Genomic DNA, 24,253 nt, shown 5'->3' on the forward strand with positions numbered 1-24,253 from the left:
GAGCAACCATCTTAAACTCTTATTCTATATTCTAAGCTCTAAGTTCTACCAACTGCCAACTAACTCCCATGCTTCTCCGCGTTCCCGCTTTTTATGATTCGTTCCATTGCATCGCCGGCAAATGCACCGACACCTGCTGCATCGGCTGGGAAATAGACATCGACCCCGCAAGCGCCAAACGTTACGCCAAAGTCAAAGGCGATTTTGGAGAAAAACTTCGTCAAAACATCGAAGACGGTCATTTCAAATTGCTCCCCGGCGACCGTTGCCCATTCTTAATGCGCGATGGGCTCTGCGATATGATTTGCCACATCGGCGAAGACTATCTTTGCGACATCTGCCGCGAGCACCCGCGATTTGTGGAAGTCTACGGTGACATCATGGAAAAAGGGATTGGTCTCTGCTGCGAAGAAGGCGTGCGCTTACTGCTTGAGTGCAAAGGCTCAGCCACCTCACCCATTGCGTTTGTTGAGCGCGAAATTGACGACGTTCCGGACGATATTCCCGATGACGCCATTGAAGCTCGCGACGCCATTTTTGAAGAGAGAGAGCATTTGTTTGCAATCCTCGCCGACCACAGCAAGCCTTTGAACGCACGCCTCATCAAGCTCTTGGACTACGCCGTTGAGACAAGCGGCATTGAAATCAAGGAAAGTGACATTTCAAACAACATCTACCAGTCGTGGTTCGGAATTTTAGGCAAGGGCGAAAGCTACGGCCCCGCCTGGGATAACGCCTACAAGGAACTCAAGGAACGCGGGTGGCAAACCAAAACGATTTTCACTGATAGCGACGGTGAAAAAATCATCGCCTACTTGCTATTCCGCTACTACGAGAAAAGCCTCTTCGATGGCAACAGCCTCACCAAGGTCGAGTTCGCCATTTACTTCTGGATTATGGTGCAAAAAATCCAAGGAACGAAAATTGACGCCATAAAACTGCTCAGCAAGCAGACCGAATATTCCGAAGAAATCATGGAGATTTTTGAGCAGGAATTCATGGAAAATCCGGCGTTTTCGCCCACCAATTTCAAGAGAATCCTCGCCGAGTAACACGAACGCTCGCGAAATACGATTTTTTACATTATTTTTCCCATTTTTTGACAGAAATCACAATTCAATCCGCTATTTTTTGGTATTTTACAACTGTTTAAAAAGATTCCCAGGGATTAACCCAAAGTCTTTAGGAGTATGAGCATGTTTAAACGTCTTTTTAGTCTGATTGTCTTTGCAGCCGTAATGGGCTTCGCCCAGTTTGCACCTGAACCGCAGGTTGCCGATATTAAGTTAATGATGGATCCCAAGACCGAGAAGCCCATGATCATGGATTTTTCGACGCACCTTTCGGGCATCAGCGATCCGGGCATTTTGTTCGCCCACTTCAGCAACCGTCCGTTGCTCATCTACTATTTCAGCCCCAAATGCCCGCACTGCCAAAAGCACTTCCCCGAGATCCAGAACCTCATCAAGGAATATGAATCCAAGGGTCTTACGGGTATTGCAATCGGCTTGAACGGCGGCATTAAGAAGAACGATATCCGCTTGTTTATTGACCAGTACCACGCTGTTATTCCGGTATTCCAGGACACGGATAGTAAGTTTGGGCCGGCTTATGGCACGGGTTACATCCCGGTGGTCTACCTCGTGCAGAAGGACGGCACGTTCTACCGCTACGAGACGCTCAACGAAGCGAACATGAATCATTTGCGCGCTACGCTGAACAAGATTTTGAAGAAGTAATAAAACCGACCGTCGAACCTGGCGCCCCTGGGCGCCAGACGGTATGAAAAAAGCCCCTCAAGGGGGCTTTTTTCATACCGTCGGCGGGAGTCGAACCCACGACCCGTTGCTTAGAAGGCAACTGCTCTATCCAACTGAGCTACGACGGCGTTTGTGAGCACACAATATAGTAAATAATTTGATTTTTCGTCAATTTTCGCACGAATCAAAACCTATCTCTCCAAAAAATTACGCATTCCCCGTTGCCATTGTAGGAAATTTTATCTACATTTATGCATGAATTCAAATATTTGCATAAAACAAAAGCGTAACATTCGACATTGCACTGCGGATCCAAAGCTCAATGCCGACCGTTGCACGGAGATACAATGAAGATTATCGACATCCTGAAGCAAGACAAGATGAGCCTCTCCTTCGAGGTGTTCCCGCCGAAGAAAGAAACGAGTTTTGAAAACGTTAAAGCAGCTACCGAAGCGATTGCAAAGCTTAACCCCGCATTCATGAGCGTCACATACGGCGCAGGCGGCGGCGTAAGCCAGTACACGCTCGAAATTGCGAAGAATCTCAAGTACAATTTCAACATTCCGATGCTCGCCCACCTCACCTGCATTTCGAGCACCAAGGAAACCATCCACCAGCGCATCGAAGACATGAAGGCCGCCGGCATCAAGAACGTGATGGCCCTCCGTGGCGACCTCACGCCGGAACTCATTGCAAACGGTCGCGGCGATTGCGACTACCACCACGCTGTGGAACTCATCCGCGAACTCAAAGCCGCTGATGCCGATTTTTGCATTGGCGCCGCCTGCTACCCGGAAAAACACCCGGAAAGTCCAAACCAAGCCGAAGACATCAAGCACCTCAAGGAAAAGGTCGAAGCAGGCGCCGACTTCCTCACAACGCAGATGGTCTTCGACAACAACCTTTTCTTCAGCTTCCTTTACAAGCTCCGCGATGCAGGCGTGAACTGCCCGGTGCTCCCCGGCATTATGCCCATCACGAACGCGAACCAGGTCGAACGCGCCATTAAGCTTTCGGGTTCGTTCATGCCGCAACATTTCAAGTCGCTTGTGGACAAGTTCGGTAGCGATCCGGAAGCCATGAAGCAGGCTGGCATCATCTACGCCACCGACCAGATCATCGACCTCTACGCGAACGGCATCACGAACGTCCACGTTTATTCCATGAACAAGCCGGACGTCGCCGAAGGTATCCTCAAGAACGTCTCTGCCATTCTCGGCAAGAACTTCGCAGGGTAATTAAGAGAGAAGCCCGCTTCCGCGGACTCGGCAAAAGTAACGAAAAAGACCTGGCTCACGGCCAGGTCTTTTCACATTTTCAAGAGGGCGATGCCCTCCCGGAACGGAGTCCGGGATGACAAAAGTGCGGGCCTACTGCGCAGGAGTCGGAGCAGTCTCGGCCGGTTTCGGCGTTTCAACCGGCTTCGGCGTTTCAGCTGGCTTTGCAGCGGCAGCAGCTTCCGACTTCATTTCGACAACAGCCTTTTCAGCTCTGTCGCGCATGTTCTTCAAGCGCTTCAGGCCAGCCTTCGATGCAGACCTCACCTTCTTTTCGGCATTGGCCTTGAGCTTCACCTTCACTTCAGGCTTGGATTCCGGCTTCACGTCGGACTTTGTCGGAGGCGGCACAGCCGTGCTGTCGTTCAGCAGAGAGTCAGACGGTGCAGCCACGGTGCTATCGCCTTCGGTGTAGTAACCGAACGGGATGAGTTCCACGCGGCGGTTCTTGGCACGGCCTTCGTCCGTTACGTTATCAGCAAGCGGCATGCGAGTGCCAAAGCCAATAGCACGTAAGCGGTCGGCGGCGATTCCCTTCGACTGGAAGTAATCCGTCACAGAGTGAGCACGGTCTTCAGAAAGCTTCTGGTTGTAATCTTCAGTACCCACGATATCCGTATGGCCCTGGACTTCAAGCTTCACTTCCGGAATCTTTTCCAGGAGAGCGATGATGTCGTCCAAAGTCGGGTAACTGGACTTCAAAAGCTTTGCCGAGTCGAATTCAAACTGGATGCCCTTCTTGAGGTAGTCCAGGTCTTCCTTGCGGCGCAGCGGGCAGCCACGCTTGTTCACCTGAATTCCCGGGAGCGTATTCGGGCACTTGTCACGGTAATCCGGCACGCCATCCTTGTCGGTATCGAGCGGGCAGCCGTCAGCATCCACGGCGACACCTTCCGGCGTATCCGGGCACTTGTCCGGCCCATCAAAGACTCCGTCCTTGTCGCTGTCGAGCGGGCAACCGACAGAATCTACCTTGACGCCCTTCGGCGTTTCAGGGCACATATCCTTGTAATCCGGGACCGTGTCTTCGTCCGTATCCAGCGGACAGCCGACAGAATCTACCTTGACGCCCTTCGGCGTTTCAGGGCACATATCCTTGTAATCCGGGACCGTATCTTCGTCCGTATCCAGCGGGCAACCGACAGAATCCACGGCGACACCCTTCGGCGTATCTGGGCACTTGTCGAGACCGTCAAAGACCTTGTCTTCGTCCGTATCGATGCCGCAGCCGTCTTCGTCCACGACTATCGGCGGGAACGTTTCCGGGCACTTGTCCTTGCGGTTCTTTACGCCATCGTTGTCGTCGTCGCCGTCAAAGCCAAACGTCCACGTGAGCTTTGCGATACCGGCAATAAGCGGCTGGGCAACATAGCAGTAGCTGGCCCTGTAACCCGTTTCGCCCTTGAACTTGATCTGGAAATCCTTGCAGTTGTCCATCGCATCTTTGCGATCGTAGCCATCAACAAGATTACCAATACCAATATCGATACCCGCGGCAAAGTCAATGTTGAAGAACGGAATCTTCACATTGATACCCGGCGTGAGTACCATCGGGTCGGTAATCGGGCTGAACGGATACGCATCGTTGCCAAAGCGCATTTCGCCACTGAATTCGAGGAACGGCTGGATGTAATCGTTGATTTCCAGGTTCACGCCAGTGCTATACACGAGCGTATTCGAAGCATCACCAAAGCCGATCATGAGTCCAAGAGAAGAATTCCAGACAAGCGGAACACCCTTCTTGTTGTAATTGACAGAGACAACCCCCGTAAGGCCGAGCATCACGCTGTTTGCCGTGTAGGCATACGTCGGGCCACCCTCGTTATCGAGGAACCAGGCGTGACGCGGGCGGATACCCACGCCCCTCCAGCCAGTCGGGACAGTCAAATCCACAACAGCGGCCGTCTTCATGTAATCCGGGCCAAACCAGTGCGGCGTGCGGTACTTGGCGTAAAACTGCAAGTCACCGAGGCCACCCTTGCCCATGTGAGCGCGGATAGCTTCGCCAGAGTAATCCTTTGCGTGGTCGTAGTAAATCGGGAGGCTCACGCCGATATCCAAGTCATCACGGAGGCCAAACGCAAAGTTAAAGTTACCGGCCAAAGCGCCGTCAATGCGGCCCTTTTCCATACGGGCGTCCCACACATCGAGTTCCTGGGTACGACCATGTCGGTCCGTAAACAAGGCGCCACGGGTGTAGCCCCAGTTATCGGTCGCAATCGTACCGCCAGTCCCTAAACGGAAGTGAAAAAATCCAAGCGTATTCGCATCTTGCTGGTGGAGGCCGGTTTTACCCCCCAGGAGGCCGGTCTGAGCAAAGACAGCCGCCTGCGCAAGTGCGAGTATAAGGGTAAGTTTTTTCATATTCTATTACAATTCAGAAGTAATCCACTGATACATGGATGATTCATCCTTGTACGCACAGACATAGGTTACGCTTTCTTTGGTAACAGTTGCATCTTCGTTATCTCTGTTGCAAATCTTGTCGAGAGCAATGTCTGTGGAGGCGTCAACCCACTTACCATAGCCATTTCCGACTTCTTTAGCTATAGAGCACTTGAAACTGTGGCTTTCACCATCCTTGAGGGTTTCGCTCTTAATGTCTGCAATGTTTTTAGTATCACCTCTATCGGTATCGCAATAACCAAACTTGGCGTTAAGGTACTTATTTTCATTAATTACTAGCCAATCTGTGGAGGAAGAACTTGCGGGGATTCCTTCTGCGTTACCATTACTAAGACATTCATAGTATGCGTCACCGACTATAGCGACATCTTTTTCTTTTGATCGATTTCTCGTGCAAATTCCAAGCGTAGCGTCTTCATCCAAATCGCTTGCTTTAACCCAAGAGTAGTATCCGCTGGAAGGACCTCCAGAAATGTAGTTACACTTGTATTTTCCCCTCCGTAAACAGCTACTTTGGTTTGATTTCTCATCTTATCTTCATCGCACTTGCCATAGATATCCTCAAAGGTAGGTTCGTGCCAATCATCTCTCTTGGCACTAGCGACAAACGTCTTCGGATTTTCGCCACTCTTTAACGTTACGTTGACTTCAAAGGCAATGCCGTCGGCGTAGCCACTAGCACGCTTGTAATCGCCATAGTTGCAAAGGACATTAATCCATTTCTGTTTTTCGACTTCTGGCATATTCGAGGCAATTTTACTCTGCACGGTTTCTACAGAAACAGGCTCACAGTAGATGTTGACCCAATCGTTACAAGCGTAAATTATATTATCCTTATAACCATTCAAGAGCAAGAGGGCGCTGTTTCTTGTGCTTTCGTTGGTAAAATTACCGTAGTACACCCATTTCTTGGCCCCGCTAGCAGTATTGTTTCTCGCATAGGTAGAACCGTGGTAGCTACACTTTTCGTTGAAGGTCGATTCGCCGAGGTCTTCGTCTTCAACCTTCTGCACTGTAGCCTCGACGCGATCACCCACGCAATATTCATCAACAGTCGTTTCACGCCATTCATGGCTATGGTTACCCCAGTTGTCTGTATATTCAGAATTTTCTTCACAAACATATTCATAACCGGATCCAGTAACCATTTTTTTATTGACATAGCCATAATGGCAAGCCTTTTCATTATACACGTCTTGCCAATCAGTAGCGATCCATTCGTATTTTTCCTGTTTATCAAGGTAATCGCACTTATAATGTTCGGAACCATTTTCTTCCTTGACTTCGCCCTTTTCCATCGTAGTTTTTGAACATATTCCATATTTCTCATCATGATAATCTTTCTGTCTCCATTTGGAGCCATCGCATACAAAGGTTATTTTGCTTGTTGTCGTGGCAAGTTCCGCATTCTTGTAGTCGAACAGCTTTTCTTTGCCTTCGTTTACGGTAGCGCTGCATTCACCGAGGTAAAGCTTGGATTCCGGATTGTTGGCCTGTTCTTCCGGAGTCATGCCACTTGCAGCGCTAGAAGAGGATGCAACAGAGTTCGAAGAGTTCGGACTGACAGGACCAAGTTCAAAACCAACGCAAGAAGAAGCGGATGGATTACATTCTACTTCTGCGCACTCATACTCTTGAATTTCCCCGTCAAAGAACGCCGATCCCTTATCTCCTTTATTACGGCCCAAGCATACATTTTCAGTATCTTGCCAGTAGCATTTTCCATTGTCGCATACACAAACGGCATTTTCATCAAGACCTTCAAAGCTATAGAAGAAGGTCGAATTAACTGCGTCAGCATCGCAAGCTTTTTCCACCGTTGCAACACCTACAGCCCAAAGTGTTACAGGATACCAAACTTGTTCGTTTTCGATATATTCAAAGTAACGGAAATATCCCCCTTCGACATCAGACTTATACACCTTGCTGCTATAGCCAGACGGATCATTGAAAACCTTTGCGTCTTCGACTTTAAGCTTATAGGCTTCCACAAATCCATTCTGCAAAATCTTGTAATAGACGGCATCCGTACCACTCCAGACATTCGTTTCAGCAGTATAGTCGCCATGCTGCATTTGGTTCCACTTGAAGAAGTTCGCGTCGATAAGCAAAGCGAGGTAATCAACAAAGAACATGCTGTGTTCCTTGCCTGCGTAAGTCGTATTGACGGCGGTGTTAAAGTTGCCGTTTTCGGCAAAGACATTGCGGAAAGCGTTATAGACCAAGTTAAAACCCGGAGTCTTGTCCTTTTGGTCAATGAGGGCCATCACCCACACGATGCTGTTGAAGTTTTCGGCCAGGCCAATCTGATCGGGGGCATAATGTTCGAAAGACGGATATTCTTCGCTGTTTTCCAAATAAAGGGCGTGGGCAAGGTCCTTGTTTGCCTGCTCGTTTGCAACACCAAAACCGTTACCATCGTCAACCAACTTCTTTACGCGGGCAGCCTTGTAGTCGGTCAAGAAGTCGATGACAACCGTATCAGAAGCATCGGACAAGTCTGCATAGGCGTTGTAAATGACATCCGTTGCGTTCGAGCCAAATCCGCCAAAGGCGCCGAAAGCGTTGTTACTCAAGTTCAGCTTGACACGGAGCTTCACAACCGGGGTCGTAAGGTTCGTGATGTCGAGATCCCCTTCGAGGCGTGCAACCTTGTATTCCACCGCCTTTTCGTTAGTTTCTTCGATTGTCACAAAGGATTTATTGGCAGAGGCGAACAAGTCCTGCATAAACACCTTGCCACTCGGGACGAACTTTTCGTCAAGATCCGTCACGGTAAGTTCTGCATTGTCGCCACCCTTGAGGTTCTTCCAGATTTCTTCATAGATGTCGTCAGTTTTTGTTTCCTTGTTGGCCTGCACCGGGAAACGCACGACAACATGCTTCTTGTACACCTTGGCGAGGTTCTCGTTCACGACTGTGAACGGGATTTCCATCTTGGTCTCGGCGTCGCCGCACTTGATGGTCACGGTGATGATAGCCTTTTCGTTGTCGCGGACTGTATCCACGATGGCGCAAGACTTGTCTTCTAGTTCTGCATTCCAGCTGCTGTAGGCGTCACTGAACTTGTTGTCGATATCTTCGCCGAACTTGTCCGTTGCAGAACTCAAGTTCTTGAGGGCGTCATCGACGTCCTTCTGGTTCTTGGCAGAAGCAGAGCTCAAATTCTTGAGAGCTTCGTCAATTTCGCTCTGGCTCTTGGCAGAGGCGCTGCTGAACTTGCTATCAATATCCTTCTGGATTTTGTCCATGTCGGCATCTTTACCGTTGGTGCCGTTAGTGCCGTCCTTGCCGGCTTCGCCCTTCAGGGATTCAAGCCATTCCTTTTCGGTGCCCGTGAAACCGTTATCCTTCGCGATTTCGTAAGCGGACTTACCATTCGTTCCGCTAGATCCGTTCGTTCCGCTGGTTCCATTCGTTCCATCGGCACCATCTTTACCATTCGTGCCATTGGTGCCGTTCGTACCGTTTTTGCCGTCGGCACCATCCTTACCATTCGTACCGTCCTTACCATCAGCACCATCCTTACCATTGTGGACAACACCAATCGTATCGCCACCATCGCAAACAATGGCAAAGCCGGACTTATCTTTCAGTTCCTTGGATTCGCAACGGTACTGGATAGCTTCGTGGTCGTTCATGGCGACCCATTCGCCTTCAGAGCACACGTACATCGTAGCCTTGGACTTCACAAAAGCCATGGAGCCTTCGGTCTTTTCACTACAGTCATCGTCATTCAAGGAAGAAACCGTAGTAAACTGATTGACATCCTGAGAATACAGCAGGTCGTCGCCGCAACCGGCGAAATAGAGAGCCATTGCAGAAACTGCAAGCCCGAACTTGATGGTTTTCTTGTTCATTTTTGTTCCCAATTATTTACATTTTGGTAAAACTTAGGCAAATTTAGCTTATTTTAAGTAATTCGTAAAGAGTTTACGGCATAGCCCATTTGGGCTATAGCCAACTAAAAAAGTATTAGAAAAAAAAAGATTTTCTGACCAAAAAAGAGGAATTTTAGACTTATCATTTAATATTTTGCGTAAAACAGGTGCTTTTTCGACCCATTTGCAAAAAAGGGACGCTTTTTTGACCAAGCTTTATGTATATTCAAGGCATGGGCATCAACGATGCTCGAAGTTTTTAAAAAAAGGTTAATAATGCTTTCTTATCAAGACGCCTACAAAATTGCAGAATCCGTTCACCAAGGCCAGCAAGACAAGGCCGGTGGCCCATACATCGATTTCCTCCAGAACGTCGCCGATTATCTTAAAAACAAAGGCGAATCCGAAGATGTCCAGGTTCTCGCCATTTTGCAGGATTCCATTACTTCTGCCACTAAAAAGACTCCGGACGACATGATCAAGATGGGTGTTCCAGCCGATATGGTGGACCTCATCCAGAAGATGACCTACCACAAGAACCAGGCATGGATTGACGAGTACAGCTGCCACCTGATGGAAAAAGGCGTGCCAGCCGAAGACGCCACCTACGATGCCCGTGAAAAAGACTTTGTGCGCTTTGTCGAAACCCTCAAGGACAATCCGACAGCAGCTAAGGCAAAGAGCGCTATCTTGAACGTGCTCATGGACGACAAGTACATCCACCGCCAGGAACGTCGCGAACTCAAGACAAAATTCCGCCTCAAGAAGTACAAGGCAGCCATCCAGGCACTTGGTGTGTAGTCCCTTCGGCAAGCTCAGGGACCTTACAATGCGTCGGAATGCCGCAAGGCAACACAATGCGTCATCCTGAACGGAGAACCGAGGGTTCGAAGTGAAGGATCCAGTCACATTTTAAATGTCATGCCGGCCACTGCGCCGGCATCTCTTTTTTAAAACCCTCGCGAAAGCGAGGATCTTTTTTTGCGCGGGCTATTTCAGCACTACGCGTTGGCTCATTCCATCGACACGCACGATGTAGGCGCCAGATTCCTGCAAGGTGACACTTGTTTCGCCATTCGCAGGAATCGCTTTCGACATAACATGGTGACCGAGCGCATCGAACACCTGAACGGTTCTGCCCTTCGAAGCATGCAACGTGATGGTTCTGCCCTGCACCGCCATGCGGAATCGCTGATGGGCAATCACCGGCAAGCTCGTTTTTGCAGACGAACTGCTCGACTTGACAGAAGAGCTAGACGAATCAGCCTTCTTGCTACTGCTAGACGGAGCCTTGACGCTCGACGAAGAACTCTTTGCGGTTGAGGACGACGACTTAATGACATTGCTGGAAGACGAGCTGTTTACCGCCGAGGAAGACCACTTAGAATCACTGGATCCTTCGCTTGAGCTCAGGATGGCGTTGCTAGAAGACGAGCTGCTTGTTGCCGAGGACGAGGAAGAAACAGCGGAACTTGACGAAGACGGTTCTACGCTATAAGACATGCCGAACGCAACTTCGTCAAACACTGGATACGTATCGCTCTTTTTCCACACATGCCTATTTTCAACCGTCTTGCCGGAAGTGTTCAACAATTCCACAAACTCATCGGATTGCATGTACTTCGTGCTGAGCGGGCTTGTTAAAACGAAATTGATCTTATAATACTCATCGGCCTCAAAACCAAGCACCTCATCAATCTCGATACATCCCCTTTCTTGAGTGAAGGCGGAATCGTTATAAACCAATACGGCAAATTCAGGTTCGGTAGCATTTGCACATTCATCCATAACAGCAATCGGGTTCGCTTTAGGGGCTTTTACCGGGGCTGCATTATAGACATTCTTAAAAGCAATATTGGTAACGAGATAGGAGTGATCAAAACCTGCAACAGACGAATGAGCTTTTGACGCAAGTCCATATATACCACCAGCGGCCACTTCCGACGAGACTTCGCCCCAGTTATAGGCATCATCTAAAACAATGTTGGATCCCATCATTCCCAAAAGACCACCGACAAAAATCTCTCCACTATTTCCGACAGCCTTTACAGAGCCCGTATTCGCAATCATGCGACCATTACCTAAAGAGCCAGCAACACCACCAAGATAAGACACAGAGTTACTTTCAGCAACATCCAACGAGACACTTCCCCCATTGAAAGCGTTCTCCAAATAACCACATTCGCCGCAAACTCCACCCAGTTGACTCCATTTACCCGTCGTAAGCCCATCGATACGGGCATAGTTTACACCCTTCACAATAGAATCCGCTTTGGCAGCAAGGCCTCCAACAGAACCAGCCCCAACGACATAGCCTTCGTTAACGCAATCCTTGAGCGTTTTCGCTTCGCCTACAAGACCGCCAACAAGAACGTCTTTCGAACTATCATATTTTTTTGAAGGATTCGACTGTACAAATTTGACACTGCCCTCATTCTTGCCAGAAAGGACATTCGCCCTGGCAGCGATACCGCCAAATCTGATGTTTTCAAGCTTTGAAGAAGAAGAATCTACAAACGTAATGGCACCTTTGTTCAGGGAATTCTTAACATTGATTTCGGTACGCAAATAGTCTCCGGCCAAAATACCACCGAAATTAATACCACCGCTAAGTTCATTTGCAACAACAACGACGGTAATATCACCATAATTGGCACAAGAATCAATACCATTAGCACCAATGGCTAATCCGGCAACATACGCCGGTGAAGACGAACCAACACGGAAACTGAAATCACCCACTCTTGCATAAATTTTTCCGTAGTTTTTGGCCCCTTTAATCAAATCGGCTCTATTATCCGTCACAATCCCTGCAAGTCGGACACTTATGGTTCCATCGTATTCGATATCGCCCTCATTTGTGCTATTCAAAATGTTTCCCGTAGTGCCATTGATTAACGTAATTCCGGCGACATTAGTGATCTTCGAACCACTGCCTTGAACCTTGATATTCCCGAGATTGCGGCTATTGCTGATAGTTCCTCGATTTTCATAGGCGATTCCCGCAACAGACACCGGATTATTCCCCGCAGAAAGATCATAATTGCTGTAATTGACGCAACTATCTATAATAGAGAATCCAGTTTCATATCCATAATTCAACGACACAAATCCGCTAATCCGTATCTCATCCATCTGGTCCATAACACCCTTTCGAAGCGACGATTTTGAAATCGTTCCTCTATTGGTATCTACAAAAGCTCCATGACCTGTAACAAGATAATTGACCAGATGCACATCCCTTATCGTACCATAGTTCGTACCAAACAGGGCTCCATTCAAACCGTAAATATTATGTCCATTGCCATTAAAAACATAACCTTTGATATATCGACCATATTCCGAAATCGTTTTCAGTTCACGCGTCATTACCGATAACGAATCCTTCCCCATCACAATATCATTGACAAGCGCGGCCCGTTGCGTAAAGGAGGCTCCAGTCGACAAGTACCACGCCAATTCCGACGGAGTGAAAATCGCAACGTAAAGCGAAGTATCGAGGTGCATACGCCATTTCGGAACGCTCAGTTCGCCATTCCAGCCAATCGTAGTCGGGTCCGGGCGGTTCACGACCAAAGAAGGATCCTTGATTGTCTTGGAATACTTGGCATAAATGGTCGAAGGAGCATTGAACACAGTCGTCTTCGTCACGGTTTTTCCCGTGGAATCAACCCAGCTATCAAAATAACGACCTTCCGTAGAATAAGCAGACGGCAAATCGACAATATGTCCCTTGGCATCCGTCAAAGCATAGGACACAAAAACACTATCATCGAGGTCAATTCGGTAAACGGGCAAATGCGTAGAATCGCTAAAAATCGGATAGCCGCCATCATAGCTCCACGTCAGTCTCGGATGTTCTGCTTCATCATAAGCAATTCGAGACTTGCCATCGTCACGGTCCGCTTCATTCAGTTTGTCGGCAAATTCAACGGACTGCATTTCCTTTGTCGATAACGCAAAGGACTCTTTTACCCGATTACCCTCACCCTCTACACCAACCAATTTAACTGAAGGTTGCAACGTAGAATCAAAAGCCGAGGTAATAATCGTACCCTGATTGTAGCCAACAACTCCACCAACAACATCCTTCGCAGTCACCTTGGATGCATAAGAGTACGAAGACGAAATCACGCCAAGATTTCTTCCGCAAATTCCACCAACCGTATCCCCTTCCAACGTTCCACGATTGATGACCTGGCTGAGCCCCCTATCCGTCATACCAGAAATACCACCAACAACCTGCCCTTTCACAAAGCCTTCGTTAATGCAAAGCGTAACGGGACCGGCATTGCCGATAATTCCTCCAGCGAAGATTCCTTCCACGCGCCCCTTGTTCACACTATTACGGACTTTAGAACCGTAACCAGCAATACCGCCCGCATACAGTTTCTTTGTCGATATATCGCCTGAATTTTCGCAATAAGCGATATCGCCATATCCACCGCCCGTGCCAACAATGCCGCCCATCATTCCGACATCGCCCGAAACAGCCCCCGTATTCTGGCTATAGGCTACAGGAGCATTAGACAATCCAGCAATTCCGCCGACTCGGGCATCGTTGTAAAGTTCGGGAGACTTGGATGTAATATTCCCTGAATTGGAGCAATAAGTAACCGAATCGTAGGAACCCTCGGTTTGTCTAAGGATTTCGCCTGCAATACCGCCCACGTTTTGACTTTCAAAGAAAGTCACATCAACATCGCTTGCATTGGAACTGCTATCAATCCAACCCTTCAGCAAACCAACAATGCCACCAATCGAAACTTCATCTACGCCTACGTAGTAGTCTCCCTTTTCTTCGTCTTTGATCATTGTTTTCTGAAGAACTTCGATCTTTATCGCTCCGCCTCGGGTATGAACGTTGTGAATATTCGAATACTTAGCATACCCGACAAGGCTACCGCCATAAAAATCCCCGGCCCTATAAGTGGGATCCGCTTTCATCAAGACCTTGTAATTCGCGAGGGTCACGTTTTTCAATTCGGTATGTTCCACAAACCCAAACAATCCGAAAATGGAATCGGACTGGGTCGTTAAATCAAGACCGTAAATAGTATGGTTCTTGCCATCGAAAATCATCTCGCCGATGCGTTTTTCATTTTTGCCGATTGGAATCCACGGGTGTTCCGAGACGGAATTTTCGTCTTTTCCGAACACGAGGTCGTTATCCAATACGACAACGCCGCGCCATGGGATATTTTCAGTAGCTTTTTCCGGATTTTCAGCCGGTTCAACGGTATTTACCAGCTGCGCCAAACCCGCCAACTGTTCCGGCGTAGAAATATGGTAAAGCGGCAGCGAAGCTTCATAATGAAAATCTTCATAATCATAAAAAATTACGGTATCCCGAGCCGAGGGAACCTCAGCCGTCCCATCCCAAGCCGCAAACGAAAACGACGAAAAACAACAAACAGCCCACAAAAAGGCCGATTTTACCCGAACCAACATGGATTCCTCCTTATTTCAATAGAAATAATAATTTGTTTCTAGAAGAAAAACAATCCTTTTGAAGTTATAACAGCCCATAAAATCTTTTTATTGACACAGATATAGCCGGATAGAGCGGTTTTTGCTATTTTTACCCCGTAATTTTTAAATTGGGTTCACGCCCAAGACAACCCCTAAAAAGGAACACAACAATGGCAAATAAAGTCTATAACTTTAGCGCAGGACCGTCGGTCTTGCCGGAACAGGCACTCAAGGAAGCATCTGCTGCATGCATCGACTTCGAAAACAGCGGCATCAGTATCCTCTCCATGAGTCACCGTTCAAAGCCGATTGAAAACATGTTCGCCCAGACGGAACAGTACCTCCGTGAATTGATGGGCATCCCGGAAGACTACGACATCGTGTTCCTCGGTGGTGGTTGCTCACTTTTGTTCTGCATGCTCCCGATGAACTTCCTCGACCAGAACGCAACGGCCGACTACGCTTTGACCGGCGTTTGGGCAAACAAGGCTTACAAGGAAGCAAAGCAGTTCGGTAACGCTCTCGCCGCTTGCGACACCAAGTCTGAAACTTACAGCCGCATCGACAAGAACTTGAAGCTCAGCGACAACGCCACGTACCTCCACGTGACCGCCAACAACACGATTTACGGTACGGAATGGCACAACTTCCCGAAGCCGAAGTCTGGCTTCCTCATGGCTGACGTGAGCTCCGACTTCCTCGCCCGTAAGATCAACGTGTCTGACTTCGGTGTCGTCTATGGCGGCGCTCAGAAGAACATCAGCTGCGCTGGCGTGACTGTCACGATCATCAAGAAGGGCCTTCTCGGCAAGGTGAACCGCACCATCCCGACCATGCTCAACTTCCAGACTCACATCGACGCTGCCAACATGTTCAACACTCCTCCGGTCTTTGCCGTGTACGTGATGAACCGCACCCTCAAGTGGCTCAAGGATTTCGGTGGCGTGGACGCTATCGAAAAGGTGAACCGCAGCAAGGCTGCTCTCCTCTACAGCGCACTCGACAACTCCAAGGTGTTCGTCGGTACGGCCGCTAAGGAAGACCGTTCTATCATGAACGTTCCGTTCGTGTTCAACAAGGACGTCGTTGCAGCTGACAAGGCTGACGATCTCGCCAAGGAATTCCTTGAATTCGCTAAGGCTCGTGGCCTCCAGCAGCTCAAGGGTCACCGTTCTGTCGGCGGCTTCCGCGCTTCCATCTACAACGCCATGCCGGTCGAAGGCGTGCAGGCACTCGTTGACTGCCTCGGCGACTTCGAAAAGAAAGTTCTTGGCTAATTGAGACGAGATGCCGCGCCCCGCGCGGTATAACGCATTTGAGAAAGCCTCGGCCTAGTGCCGGGGCTTTTTCGTTTATTCTGTTTAAGGGTGATGCCCGTTCAAAGCGGGCATGAGATATTAAAAAGTGCCGCCGGACTATAAAAGAAGAACCTCCTCATGGAGTATGAGGAGGTCCTATTTTTTGTGTTAGGAGTACGCCATTACGGCGCCTTGGAGGAGGATTTCGTGGCACGTATATCCCCGTGCCGGGCATTTTACAAGACCCCAACAACCAAACACGGTCTTGTAAAACTAACGAGTACGTTCAGGACCTTCTTTTTGTTCTCAAAATTACTAACCCATATACACCCAAAGGCTTTCACTTTCTCGTTTTTACATGAATAAAGATACTCTTTTAAATTGCGAATGTCAATAGAAAACCCCATTTTTAAACATAATTTTGCAAAATATCACAAAACCAACAGCTCTCAAAATGTTCTCAAAAAATTCAACAAGTTCTCAAAAACACAAAAAGAGAGAAAAAGACCAATAAAATTCGTTTTTTAACCATTTAAAACATGTAAAAACCTGAAAATTTTTCAAAAAAGCGTTTTTTACGTGAAGACCAGAGAAACAATTAAATTTTTCACGTAAATTCGGCCATTTTTTGAAATTTTGGTTTTCAACACACATAAAAAAATGCCCGCACAAAAAAGGCGGGCACAGCAAACACAAGGGAGAACTCAGCGACAACAGCTTAATTGTCAGCAGGCTTCTTTGCGAATTTATTCGTAATATCAGGAACGATATCCATAATCTTTGAGACAAGCGAGCTATCCTTGGTAATCGGCATGATGCGTACGTCATCGCCCTTGATGACAAGGAATGCGACCGGATCGACCGAAGCGCCACCGCCAGATGCAGATGTATCGCCCTTGTTCTGGTGACCGCCAAAACCAAAGCCCACGGACACGCGGCTTACAGGCACGACGGTTGTTTCGCCCGCCTGGATAGGTTCACCAATGACAGTTTCCGCCTTCGTGATGAAGCGGAGCTTTTCCAAAAGAGTTTCAGCAAGTTTTTCAATAGCCATGGCTCTAATATAGATTATAGACGAGAGACGAAAGACGAAAGACGAAAGAAATACATAAAAAAGAGGCTAGTGGTTGGTGGTTAGTGGTTAGGATTGCAGTAAAGACGTTCCTTCTGCACCCCTGTTTACTAACCCCTGTTTACTAATCACTGTCTACTGCGGCTAAAGCCGCTAATACCTAGCCCCGTAGACACGGTCGCTCGCGGTAAAGAATTTGCGTTCCAAATCCGTCCAGTCGAGGTAGCCCCACACCGCCACGATTCGGCCACCAGGCAGTCTCGTCGCCATGCCATTCACGCCTTCGCCCGCATTAAAGTAAAGCGTCGAGGTTTCGCGATAAATACCCTTGGGTTGCACAATGTTCAGCTGGCGGCCCCAGGCGATAAAGTCGTTCTCTTCGACAAGGTCCCAGCTGCGGGCAACGTTCCACTGCAAGTCGGAGTCCCTATAGCTTTGGGCGAGTACCGGGAAATAAGCCTTCACGCCAATAAAATACTTCGTCAAGATGGACGTATGTCCCGGTTCACGGTGTTCAAACGGGAGGCTCAGGAATTCCTGCGGGAAACCGCCGTGGCGCGGGTTCGGGAACTGGCGGACGTAATTTTCAAGGTCGCTACGTTCATAGCGGCGGAAGCTATCGTGCTTGAAAATGAAGATTCGAGCCGCAGAACGGATACTTTGTTCAAGGAAAGAGCCGCGCAAAATCGGGACAATCCCCTGAAAGCGGCCACTGTTCATGTAATAATCGAGCGCATACACATCGCTCTTGAATTCAAGAATCGTCACATCAAGCGTGTCACCCGTCATGTTCATCGGATAACGCAAATCAACACGCTTCACAAGAGCTTTAATATCATCGTTCGGATTATCGTCAATGCGGATTTCATCCATCGGCCACCTGTCGTTGTAGCACAATTCCGTATAATCGACAGATTCCTCTTCTTTCGGTTCGCAAGCACACAAAACAAATGTGGCCGCGCAAGCACAAACGCAGACAAACTTAGGCAACACCGAAAGGAAACGATTCATACTCTTAAAATTTAGCATACATCAATCACGTTTGCGGACTTCGGCGTAATTACAATACTCATAAAGCGGACACTTAGCACAATGCGATGTCAGTTCGCGGCAAATAAAGCCCTCGCTCCCGTTCTCCAAAAAGAACTGGAGGGAATGCGCCGCAAAATACGGGTTCTCCGGGGCAAGCGCGATAAAATACTCATTCGCGAGTTTCTGTTTTATTGCAGGCTCAAGCTCTGCAAAGTTCGATTCCTTCGCAGGCCCAAGCATTGCAAGGAAGCGGCGAGCGCCCATCGTAAGCGGCAGGTGCGGCATCCTAGAATTGTCGCGGCACGTAAGTCCAAGGCCAAGCGGCTGCGGGGCAAGCAAGCGGTAAATCGCGGCACACGCTTTAGGGCGCGGATTTGAGCGGCCCATAAAGTAGATTTCGCCCAAGTCTCGCCACATTTCTTCGGGAGTGCGTTCACGAACCCAAGCGGTCAAATCCGGGTGATGGCGAACAAAAAGCCCAACGCTCCAAAAAATTCCGGAGACATGTTCAAAGACTGTCCAGTTGCGGCTATTGAACGTCTGTTCCACGACCTCTTCAATTTCACCGCCTTTCGGCACAGGTAAGGACCAAAGTTTATCGCACGGGAAGCGCTCATGCAACTTCACGAGGAGGCGCAAGATATCGGGGTAAGAACGATCCTGAAACAAGACCGTTCCAAGCAACGTCCACGCAATTTGTTCATTCGCCGTGGGCATTTTTTGAGCAACATAAACTATGGGGTCAGCGCACTTGAAAAGAAGCGCTACAAAGGCTTTCGAAGCCTTGAATAGCGCTGGTTCATCGTGAATAAAACGCTTTACCGAGACCAACTAGAGAGCCTCGCCCACCTTCACCGCCTGTCCAAGACGAGACTTGAACAAGTCCGGATGGCGTTCGCGAATTTTCTTGTCAACCACGAGAATCACGGTGCTGCCCATTTCAAAGCGGCCAAGTTCATCGCCACGGTCAAAAGAGAACTGCTGATTCGGAATCCAGTCCAAGCGCTTTTTGTCGCGCGGGAGCTTGCCTGCATTCGTCAAGATGGAATCGTTATACACGACGCCAATGCGGCCAACGTTTGTCGCACCGACCTTGACCACGAGTACTTCGGAACCGTCCGCCAAGCGGAGTTCACTCGTCAAGCGTTCGTTGATGCTGAAAAGACCTTCGACACGTTCGACACTGCCTGGGTTGACCGGCCAAAGCGTACCCGGGCAATAGCTCGAAAGCACGAGGTCGCCCTTGACGGGGCTGTGGATGCGGTGGTAGTTGAACGGAGCCAAGTAAATCGTCGCAAAGGCGCCGCCCTTGAAACGTTCTGCAAGTTCTTCGCTACGCAAAAGACTCTTGAGCGTGTAAGTCTTGCCCTTCGCCTGGATCAAATTCTGGTCATCGCCATCGAACGTTCCCGTCTGCGAAAGCACGCCATCGACCGGGCTTACGATTTCGGCACCATCGGCAACAGGGCGCATACCCGGCTTGAGCTTGCGGATAAAAAGTTCACCGATGTTCTTGTAATGACTGAGCGGGTATTCCGATTCAGACATGTCGAGCTTGTAATAGCTAGCAAAGGCGTTGCGAGCGATTTTGCTCAGGAACGGGATGCGTAAACGCGTAAAGGCACCGAAAATGCGGCTTGCGGCATTCTTCGGCAAAAGCTTCATAAAAACGTAGAAAGGAGTGTTCATGGTTGCAATTATAGATTTTTAGTCAAGAGACGAGAGACGAGAGACGAGAGAAGTAGAGCCGTTCACTCGTCTAAATCAATGATTTTCAAAATGCGCAACGTCAGTGTTGAGCAGTTTCCAGAGTCTAGAGGCAAACGGCGTAGCCCATTCCTTTTCTGGCGCTACGCGGGTTGTCGTTGCAGCGGTGAATTTGGAGTAAGTGAGGGCAACAAGTTCACCGTAGCGGGCATCCCACATGCTCCACACGATTTGCCATGTAAAGCCTCCCTTCTTGCCTAAATCCGGATCCATTTCCACATTCAGCACCAGCGGGATTGTCAAATAGCGAAGTTCATAGCGACTCGCTATTCCGTTCAGTAATTCTTTAAGTTTAAACGGCAACTGGCGTGCAATTGTCTGTTCCACGCCATCGCGCTCTTCCCACGGAGTCACGTCATCCAAGCGTTTGCCTTCCACGAATTTTTCGGCAAGGAGCTTTACAGACAAAGAATCAACGTAAGCGGAATCCGCATCGGGGACGCGCATGCCGACAATCATTAAGTCTCGTTGCATTTTCGGGAACGCTTTTGCAAACAAAGAATCTTCAACGCGCGCCAAGTCAAAATCGAGAGCATCGGCGCTAAAGCTGTGGCACATTTTGCAATCTTCGGGGCGGGTCGCCGTCACCTTGAGCGCAGGGAAAACGCCTACAACAGCATTCGAATCGATACGGCTAAATGCGACCTGGTTCCATTCTCGGTAGAATTTTTCGTCCGTGATTTTCAGCACGATATCGCCTTGCGTGCCGCATTCCGTGCAAGGAGCGTCAGCCATGTCGCCACCTTCGGGAGCGCTATCGCGCGAACCTGCACAAGCAATGAAAAGCGTTAATGCAAACAATAAAGCAATGAACGATGAACGATTTTTTTTCATAAACAACTCCGCAGGAAAGCCCCGCAATTACTCTAGCATTATAGTAAATGGGCCGTCGTTGACGAGGCTCACTTGCATATCGGCACCGAATTTTCCGGTTTCGACAATGGCAACTTCTTTTTTGCACTGTTCGATGATGTACTCGTACAGTTCATTGGCTAGCGTCGGGTTGCCAGCGCCATTAAATGTCGGGCGATTGCCCTTATTGCAATTGGCATACAACGTAAATTGAGAAACGAGCAAAAGCGAGCCGCCGACATCTTTGATGGAGAGGTTCGTCTTTCCGTTTTCGTCGGCAAAGATGCGGAGTGCAAGCATTTTCTTGATGAAGCGGTCGGCTATTTCGCGGGTATCGCCCTCGCCTACGCCAATCAGCACAAGAAATCCCTTGTTATCAATTTTACCGACAGTTTGACCTTCAATATCGACTTGAGCCTTAGTGACTCGCTGAATTAAAAATTTCATTTTTAATTACTCTAGAAAATAATTGTTTTTTGAAACGCAAATACTATGTATACATTTGATAGATTTTTTGAATTTCTGCGGGATCATTCGTGACGGTTAATGCAAGGCGCAAAAGCACGGCGACTTTTGCAGGAGGCAAATCGTAAGCAGCAATCGTTTCTGGCACAAGAAGCTGTTCCGGGACAATGCTACCGCGATTGATTCGCGTCGAAATCACGACGGGAATATTCTTTTCTGCAACAGCATCAGTAATCGCATCCGCCCATGCGCGAGAAAATTCACCGGCTCCCGCACCAGCAATGATAAGCCCTGCCGAACGTTCCGCCGCAAAGCGTACGAGTTCGGCATCGGCATCGGCGTTAAAGTAAAGAACGGTAACGCGCGGCAATTCGCGCAAGTTCGAGATATCGAACGATTTTTTTGCATTTACGAGATGGCGATCCCGGAACGAAGTCCGGGATGACAATTCAGCAAACGCATCCAAATCATTCGCGTGAATTTTTTGCACCAAGCGAGCATCCATCAATTTACCTGCAAAAGCAACGTAAACGGTCGCATCATTTTTCGCGCTCATTTCCACAACACTTTTCACGGCAAAGAGGAGGTTTGCAGGGCCGTCAGGTTCCGCTGCAGTTGCGGGGCGCATTGAGCCGGTCATAATCACGGGCTTCGCGGCAATTTCGGCGGCACTTGGAGCAGAACCACCTAGCGTCAAACTCAAGAATAAAGCGGTTTCTTCCATCGTATCAGTCCCGTGCATAATCACGATACCATCCACATCATCGCGCAGCAAGAGTTCCTGAATCCGCTTCGCCAAAGCAATCCAGATTTCAGAAGTAACATCGTCCGAATTGATATTGCAAACTTGCTCCACGCAAATATTTGCCACATTTTTCAATTCCGGAATCGCATCAATCAGCGTTTGTGCCTTGATTGAGCCCGACTTGTACCCAATATTTTTACCTAGCTCGCCCGCGCCAGCAATTGTACCGCCCGTCGCGAGAATCACAATATTTTTCATTTTACAGACTCCAACAAATCCCGTGCGGTCATTCCATAATGCTTTTTCAAAGCGCCATCCGTTCCGAGCTCATGCAAATCCTGCAAGCATTTTGCAAAATTGCGGAACGCATCCGCACCGCCGCCATCACGCCACAAAAGTTCTTGGACCATTCGCATCGCGAACCAATAAAGTTTTTTTGCCTTATCCGTATTTGGCTCATTCACAAACGGTTCCGTCAGCGATTTGAGACTCGGGTACGAACCAATCGGGCGTGGATCATCGTTGTGCGAACCGTCCACCACCTGCGCAATACCTTCGTTCATCCAACAAGGGACATTCGCATGCGTCATCGCACGAACAAAGGAATGAGTCAATTCATGGAACAGCACCGGGCGATAAACTTCGCGGTACGCCATCAAGTTCACTGGCACACGCAACTTGCCATCAAATACAGCGGCCACCCATTCCGGGCGAGTTCCCCCTTGATATTCCTTTTCCTGATACAGCACAAGGCTCATCTTGTTTTCGGGCAAAAAGTCGAACAAATTACTAATTGAATCGTAAGCAACTTCCAAAACGGCAAGAGCTTCCATCACGTCTTTCTTGGATGGGCCACCATCAAATTCCAAGCGGAAATGCATGGACTTTTCAACGCCCAAATTTTCCATTTCCTGTTCCAGAGCTTTTGACTTTTTAACAAGGTAATCTAAATCCTGGTGCTTAAAATTCAACGTTTCAACGTAATTGATGCATTCCTTATAACGTTCCTGCTCAAAGAGAATGCCCGCCATGTGCATCTGCAAATTCGTATCGTTCGGTTCAGACTTTAAAAGTTCCCGGACGTTATTCTCGGCGCATTTCCAATCGCCTACACGGAGACACTCATTCGTTTCATGAATCATGTCTTCATATCGAAAGCGTTCTTCAACTTTTTTTTCGTAATACTGGTACCCTACGAACATCAAAACATACATCAGCAAAAGGCCAACAACGCGTCTTTTCCAGTTACTTTTTTTCTGAGCCATATTCATTCCACAAAAGAGTCCCTTACAATTCTAGTAATTTTCGCCCTTTTATCGCCCAAATACCTACTTACTAATTACTCACATGAAGCCCTACCACAATTTTTAAAGTATATTTAGTATAGGTTTGGTTATGGCAGAAATCTTTGATTACGATGACTACCGGGATATGATCAAGGATTATTACTTGGAGCATAAGAAACACAACTCCTTGTATTCCTTCAGCACTCTCGGCAAAACGCTTGGCTTGGATTCAAGTCATGCGTACTATATAGTTCAGAAAAAGCGCAATCTCCCCGTCCACGCAGTCCCCGCAGCAAAAAAAATGCTCGGACTTGATGGTCGCGGGGCCGCATACTTTGACTTGTTGATTGTCGCATCGCGCACGAAGTCCGAAAAGACAAAAGCAGAAATTCTGCAAAAGGCATTCCAGCTCCGCGACGTGAAGCGCCACCTGCTCAAGGACAACGAGCTCAAGTATCTAAGCGCCTGGTGGACTATCGTCGTAAGAGCGCTCATCGAAGTGAAACACGGCAACGTGGACATCCCGGAAATCGCAAGTAGCGTGATTCCGCCCATCACCGAAGAACAGGCGCAAGAAAGCATTGAGATTTTGAAGTCGCTCGGCTTTATCCAGCCGATCAACAACAACAGCAAAGTCCGCCTCGCCGACCCGCACATCACGGTTCAAGGCGCCGAAAAGGCCGAAGCCATCCGCAGTTTCCATTCGAAGGTCATGCAGTTTGGCATCCGCTCGCTCAATGAAATTCCGCCAGAAAACCGAGACATTTCGACCATCACCATGGCGGTTGACTCCAAGGGCTTTGAAGACCTCAAGAAGATGCTCAAGGAATTCCGCAAAGAAATCCAAATTCGCGTCGATAAGTGCATTGTCCCCGATCGCGTTATGCAGTTGAACCTCGCTTTATTCCCCGTCGCACTCAATAAGAAGAAGGAAAAATAA

General features: G+C 48.6%; 18 protein-coding genes and 1 tRNA gene. 6 read left to right on the forward strand and 13 right to left on the reverse strand.

What is annotated here, in order from left to right:
- Nucleotides 1-68 precede the first annotated feature (68 nt).
- Nucleotides 69-1,052: a flagellin lysine-N-methylase gene (gene fliB / locus FSU_RS04735; RefSeq protein WP_014545354.1), complete on the forward strand. Its 984-nt coding sequence runs from the start codon at nucleotides 69-71 to the stop codon at nucleotides 1,050-1,052.
- Between the two features lie 144 nt (nucleotides 1,053-1,196).
- Nucleotides 1,197-1,739, forward strand: a complete 543-nt coding sequence (locus tag FSU_RS04740; RefSeq protein WP_014545355.1) for a TlpA disulfide reductase family protein — start codon at nucleotides 1,197-1,199, stop codon at nucleotides 1,737-1,739.
- 75 nt (nucleotides 1,740-1,814) lie between these two features.
- Here FSU_RS04740 and FSU_RS04745 read toward each other — a convergent pair.
- Nucleotides 1,815-1,888, reverse strand: a tRNA-Arg gene (locus FSU_RS04745).
- Nucleotides 1,889-2,107: 219 nt separating this feature from the next.
- Between FSU_RS04745 and metF the strand changes: the two genes are divergently transcribed.
- Entirely contained in the window at nucleotides 2,108-2,998 is an 891-nt protein-coding gene (gene metF / locus FSU_RS04750) for a methylenetetrahydrofolate reductase [NAD(P)H] (RefSeq protein ID WP_014545356.1), read from the forward strand.
- Between the two features lie 132 nt (nucleotides 2,999-3,130).
- On the opposite strand, the gene FSU_RS04755 is transcribed toward metF, so the two are convergent.
- The 3 genes from FSU_RS04755 to FSU_RS04765 are packed head-to-tail and all read right to left on the reverse strand — an operon-like array spanning nucleotide 3,131 to nucleotide 9,303.
- Nucleotides 3,131-5,401: an OmpA family protein gene (locus FSU_RS04755; protein ID WP_014545357.1), complete on the reverse strand. Its 2,271-nt coding sequence runs from the start codon at nucleotides 5,399-5,401 to the stop codon at nucleotides 3,131-3,133.
- 6 nt (nucleotides 5,402-5,407) lie between these two features.
- Nucleotides 5,408-5,866: a hypothetical protein gene (locus tag FSU_RS04760; RefSeq protein ID WP_041260013.1), complete on the reverse strand. Its 459-nt coding sequence runs from the start codon at nucleotides 5,864-5,866 to the stop codon at nucleotides 5,408-5,410.
- Nucleotides 5,800-9,303, reverse strand: a complete 3,504-nt coding sequence (locus FSU_RS04765) for a hypothetical protein (RefSeq protein WP_015731751.1) — start codon at nucleotides 9,301-9,303, stop codon at nucleotides 5,800-5,802. The genes FSU_RS04760 and FSU_RS04765 overlap by 67 nt, the downstream gene beginning before the upstream one ends.
- Before the next feature lie 297 nt (nucleotides 9,304-9,600).
- Here FSU_RS04765 and FSU_RS04770 point away from each other — a divergent pair, with 297 nt between their 5' ends.
- On the forward strand, nucleotides 9,601-10,125 hold the full coding sequence (locus FSU_RS04770) for a hypothetical protein (RefSeq protein WP_015731752.1): 525 nt from the start codon (nucleotides 9,601-9,603) through the stop codon (nucleotides 10,123-10,125).
- A 189-nt stretch (nucleotides 10,126-10,314) separates the two neighbouring features.
- Here FSU_RS04770 and FSU_RS04775 read toward each other — a convergent pair whose 3' ends face one another.
- Entirely contained in the window at nucleotides 10,315-14,775 is a 4,461-nt protein-coding gene (locus FSU_RS04775) for a hypothetical protein (protein ID WP_015731753.1), read from the reverse strand.
- A 191-nt stretch (nucleotides 14,776-14,966) separates the two neighbouring features.
- On the opposite strand from FSU_RS04775, the gene serC reads away from it, so the two are divergent.
- Nucleotides 14,967-16,073 carry a 3-phosphoserine/phosphohydroxythreonine transaminase gene (serC, locus tag FSU_RS04780; protein ID WP_014545360.1) on the forward strand — a complete coding sequence of 369 codons (1,107 nt, stop codon included), beginning with the start codon at nucleotides 14,967-14,969 and terminating at the stop codon, nucleotides 16,071-16,073.
- A 739-nt stretch (nucleotides 16,074-16,812) separates the two neighbouring features.
- Here the strand turns inward: serC and FSU_RS04785 are convergent.
- The 8 genes from FSU_RS04785 to FSU_RS04820 form a co-directional block, all read right to left on the reverse strand.
- Entirely contained in the window at nucleotides 16,813-17,148 is a 336-nt protein-coding gene (locus tag FSU_RS04785) for a GerW family sporulation protein (RefSeq protein WP_014545361.1), read from the reverse strand.
- Between the two features lie 171 nt (nucleotides 17,149-17,319).
- Nucleotides 17,320-18,177: a hypothetical protein gene (locus FSU_RS04790; RefSeq protein WP_244263719.1), complete on the reverse strand. Its 858-nt coding sequence runs from the start codon at nucleotides 18,175-18,177 to the stop codon at nucleotides 17,320-17,322.
- Nucleotides 18,178-18,198: 21 nt separating this feature from the next.
- Entirely contained in the window at nucleotides 18,199-19,029 is an 831-nt protein-coding gene (locus FSU_RS04795; protein ID WP_014545363.1) for a hypothetical protein, read from the reverse strand.
- The gene (asd, locus tag FSU_RS04800) at nucleotides 19,030-19,887 is read right to left on the reverse strand and encodes an archaetidylserine decarboxylase (RefSeq protein ID WP_014545364.1); all 858 of its coding nucleotides are present in this window, start codon (nucleotides 19,885-19,887) and stop codon (nucleotides 19,030-19,032) included. It lies immediately after the preceding gene.
- A gap of 75 nt (nucleotides 19,888-19,962) precedes the next feature.
- Nucleotides 19,963-20,799 carry a hypothetical protein gene (locus FSU_RS04805; RefSeq protein WP_014545365.1) on the reverse strand — a complete coding sequence of 279 codons (837 nt, stop codon included), beginning with the start codon at nucleotides 20,797-20,799 and terminating at the stop codon, nucleotides 19,963-19,965.
- A 27-nt stretch (nucleotides 20,800-20,826) separates the two neighbouring features.
- The gene (dtd, locus tag FSU_RS04810) at nucleotides 20,827-21,264 is read right to left on the reverse strand and encodes a D-aminoacyl-tRNA deacylase (protein WP_014545366.1); all 438 of its coding nucleotides are present in this window, start codon (nucleotides 21,262-21,264) and stop codon (nucleotides 20,827-20,829) included.
- Between the two features lie 43 nt (nucleotides 21,265-21,307).
- Complete coding sequence (locus FSU_RS04815; RefSeq protein ID WP_014545367.1) at nucleotides 21,308-22,285, reverse strand: asparaginase; 978 nt, start codon at nucleotides 22,283-22,285, stop codon at nucleotides 21,308-21,310.
- Nucleotides 22,282-23,292, reverse strand: coding sequence for a hypothetical protein (locus FSU_RS04820; protein ID WP_015731754.1), 1,011 nt, complete (start codon nucleotides 23,290-23,292; stop codon nucleotides 22,282-22,284). Before FSU_RS04820 ends, FSU_RS04815 begins: the two co-directional genes overlap by 4 nt.
- Nucleotides 23,293-23,422: 130 nt before the next feature.
- On the opposite strand from FSU_RS04820, the gene FSU_RS04825 reads away from it, so the two are divergent.
- Nucleotides 23,423-24,253, forward strand: coding sequence for a DUF4423 domain-containing protein (locus FSU_RS04825; protein ID WP_015731755.1), 831 nt, complete (start codon nucleotides 23,423-23,425; stop codon nucleotides 24,251-24,253).

This window comes from Fibrobacter succinogenes subsp. succinogenes S85 (assembly GCF_000146505.1).
GTDB lineage: Bacteria > Fibrobacterota > Fibrobacteria > Fibrobacterales > Fibrobacteraceae > Fibrobacter > Fibrobacter succinogenes.

Coding starts and splice junctions, on each gene's coding strand:
- fliB (WP_014545354.1), top strand. CDS start 69: ATGCTTCTCCGCGTTCCCGCTTTTTATGATTCGTTCCATTGCATCGCC.
- FSU_RS04740 (WP_014545355.1), top strand. CDS start 1,197: ATGTTTAAACGTCTTTTTAGTCTGATTGTCTTTGCAGCCGTAATGGGC.
- metF (WP_014545356.1), top strand. CDS start 2,108: ATGAAGATTATCGACATCCTGAAGCAAGACAAGATGAGCCTCTCCTTC.
- FSU_RS04755 (WP_014545357.1), bottom strand. CDS start 5,401: ATGAAAAAACTTACCCTTATACTCGCACTTGCGCAGGCGGCTGTCTTT.
- FSU_RS04765 (WP_015731751.1), bottom strand. CDS start 9,303: ATGAACAAGAAAACCATCAAGTTCGGGCTTGCAGTTTCTGCAATGGCT.
- FSU_RS04770 (WP_015731752.1), top strand. CDS start 9,601: ATGCTTTCTTATCAAGACGCCTACAAAATTGCAGAATCCGTTCACCAA.
- FSU_RS04775 (WP_015731753.1), bottom strand. CDS start 14,775: ATGTTGGTTCGGGTAAAATCGGCCTTTTTGTGGGCTGTTTGTTGTTTT.
- serC (WP_014545360.1), top strand. CDS start 14,967: ATGGCAAATAAAGTCTATAACTTTAGCGCAGGACCGTCGGTCTTGCCG.
- FSU_RS04785 (WP_014545361.1), bottom strand. CDS start 17,148: ATGGCTATTGAAAAACTTGCTGAAACTCTTTTGGAAAAGCTCCGCTTC.
- FSU_RS04790 (WP_244263719.1), bottom strand. CDS start 18,177: ATGAATCGTTTCCTTTCGGTGTTGCCTAAGTTTGTCTGCGTTTGTGCT.
- asd (WP_014545364.1), bottom strand. CDS start 19,887: ATGAACACTCCTTTCTACGTTTTTATGAAGCTTTTGCCGAAGAATGCC.
- FSU_RS04805 (WP_014545365.1), bottom strand. CDS start 20,799: ATGAAAAAAAATCGTTCATCGTTCATTGCTTTATTGTTTGCATTAACG.
- dtd (WP_014545366.1), bottom strand. CDS start 21,264: ATGAAATTTTTAATTCAGCGAGTCACTAAGGCTCAAGTCGATATTGAA.
- FSU_RS04815 (WP_014545367.1), bottom strand. CDS start 22,285: ATGAAAAATATTGTGATTCTCGCGACGGGCGGTACAATTGCTGGCGCG.
- FSU_RS04820 (WP_015731754.1), bottom strand. CDS start 23,292: ATGGCTCAGAAAAAAAGTAACTGGAAAAGACGCGTTGTTGGCCTTTTG.
- FSU_RS04825 (WP_015731755.1), top strand. CDS start 23,423: ATGGCAGAAATCTTTGATTACGATGACTACCGGGATATGATCAAGGAT.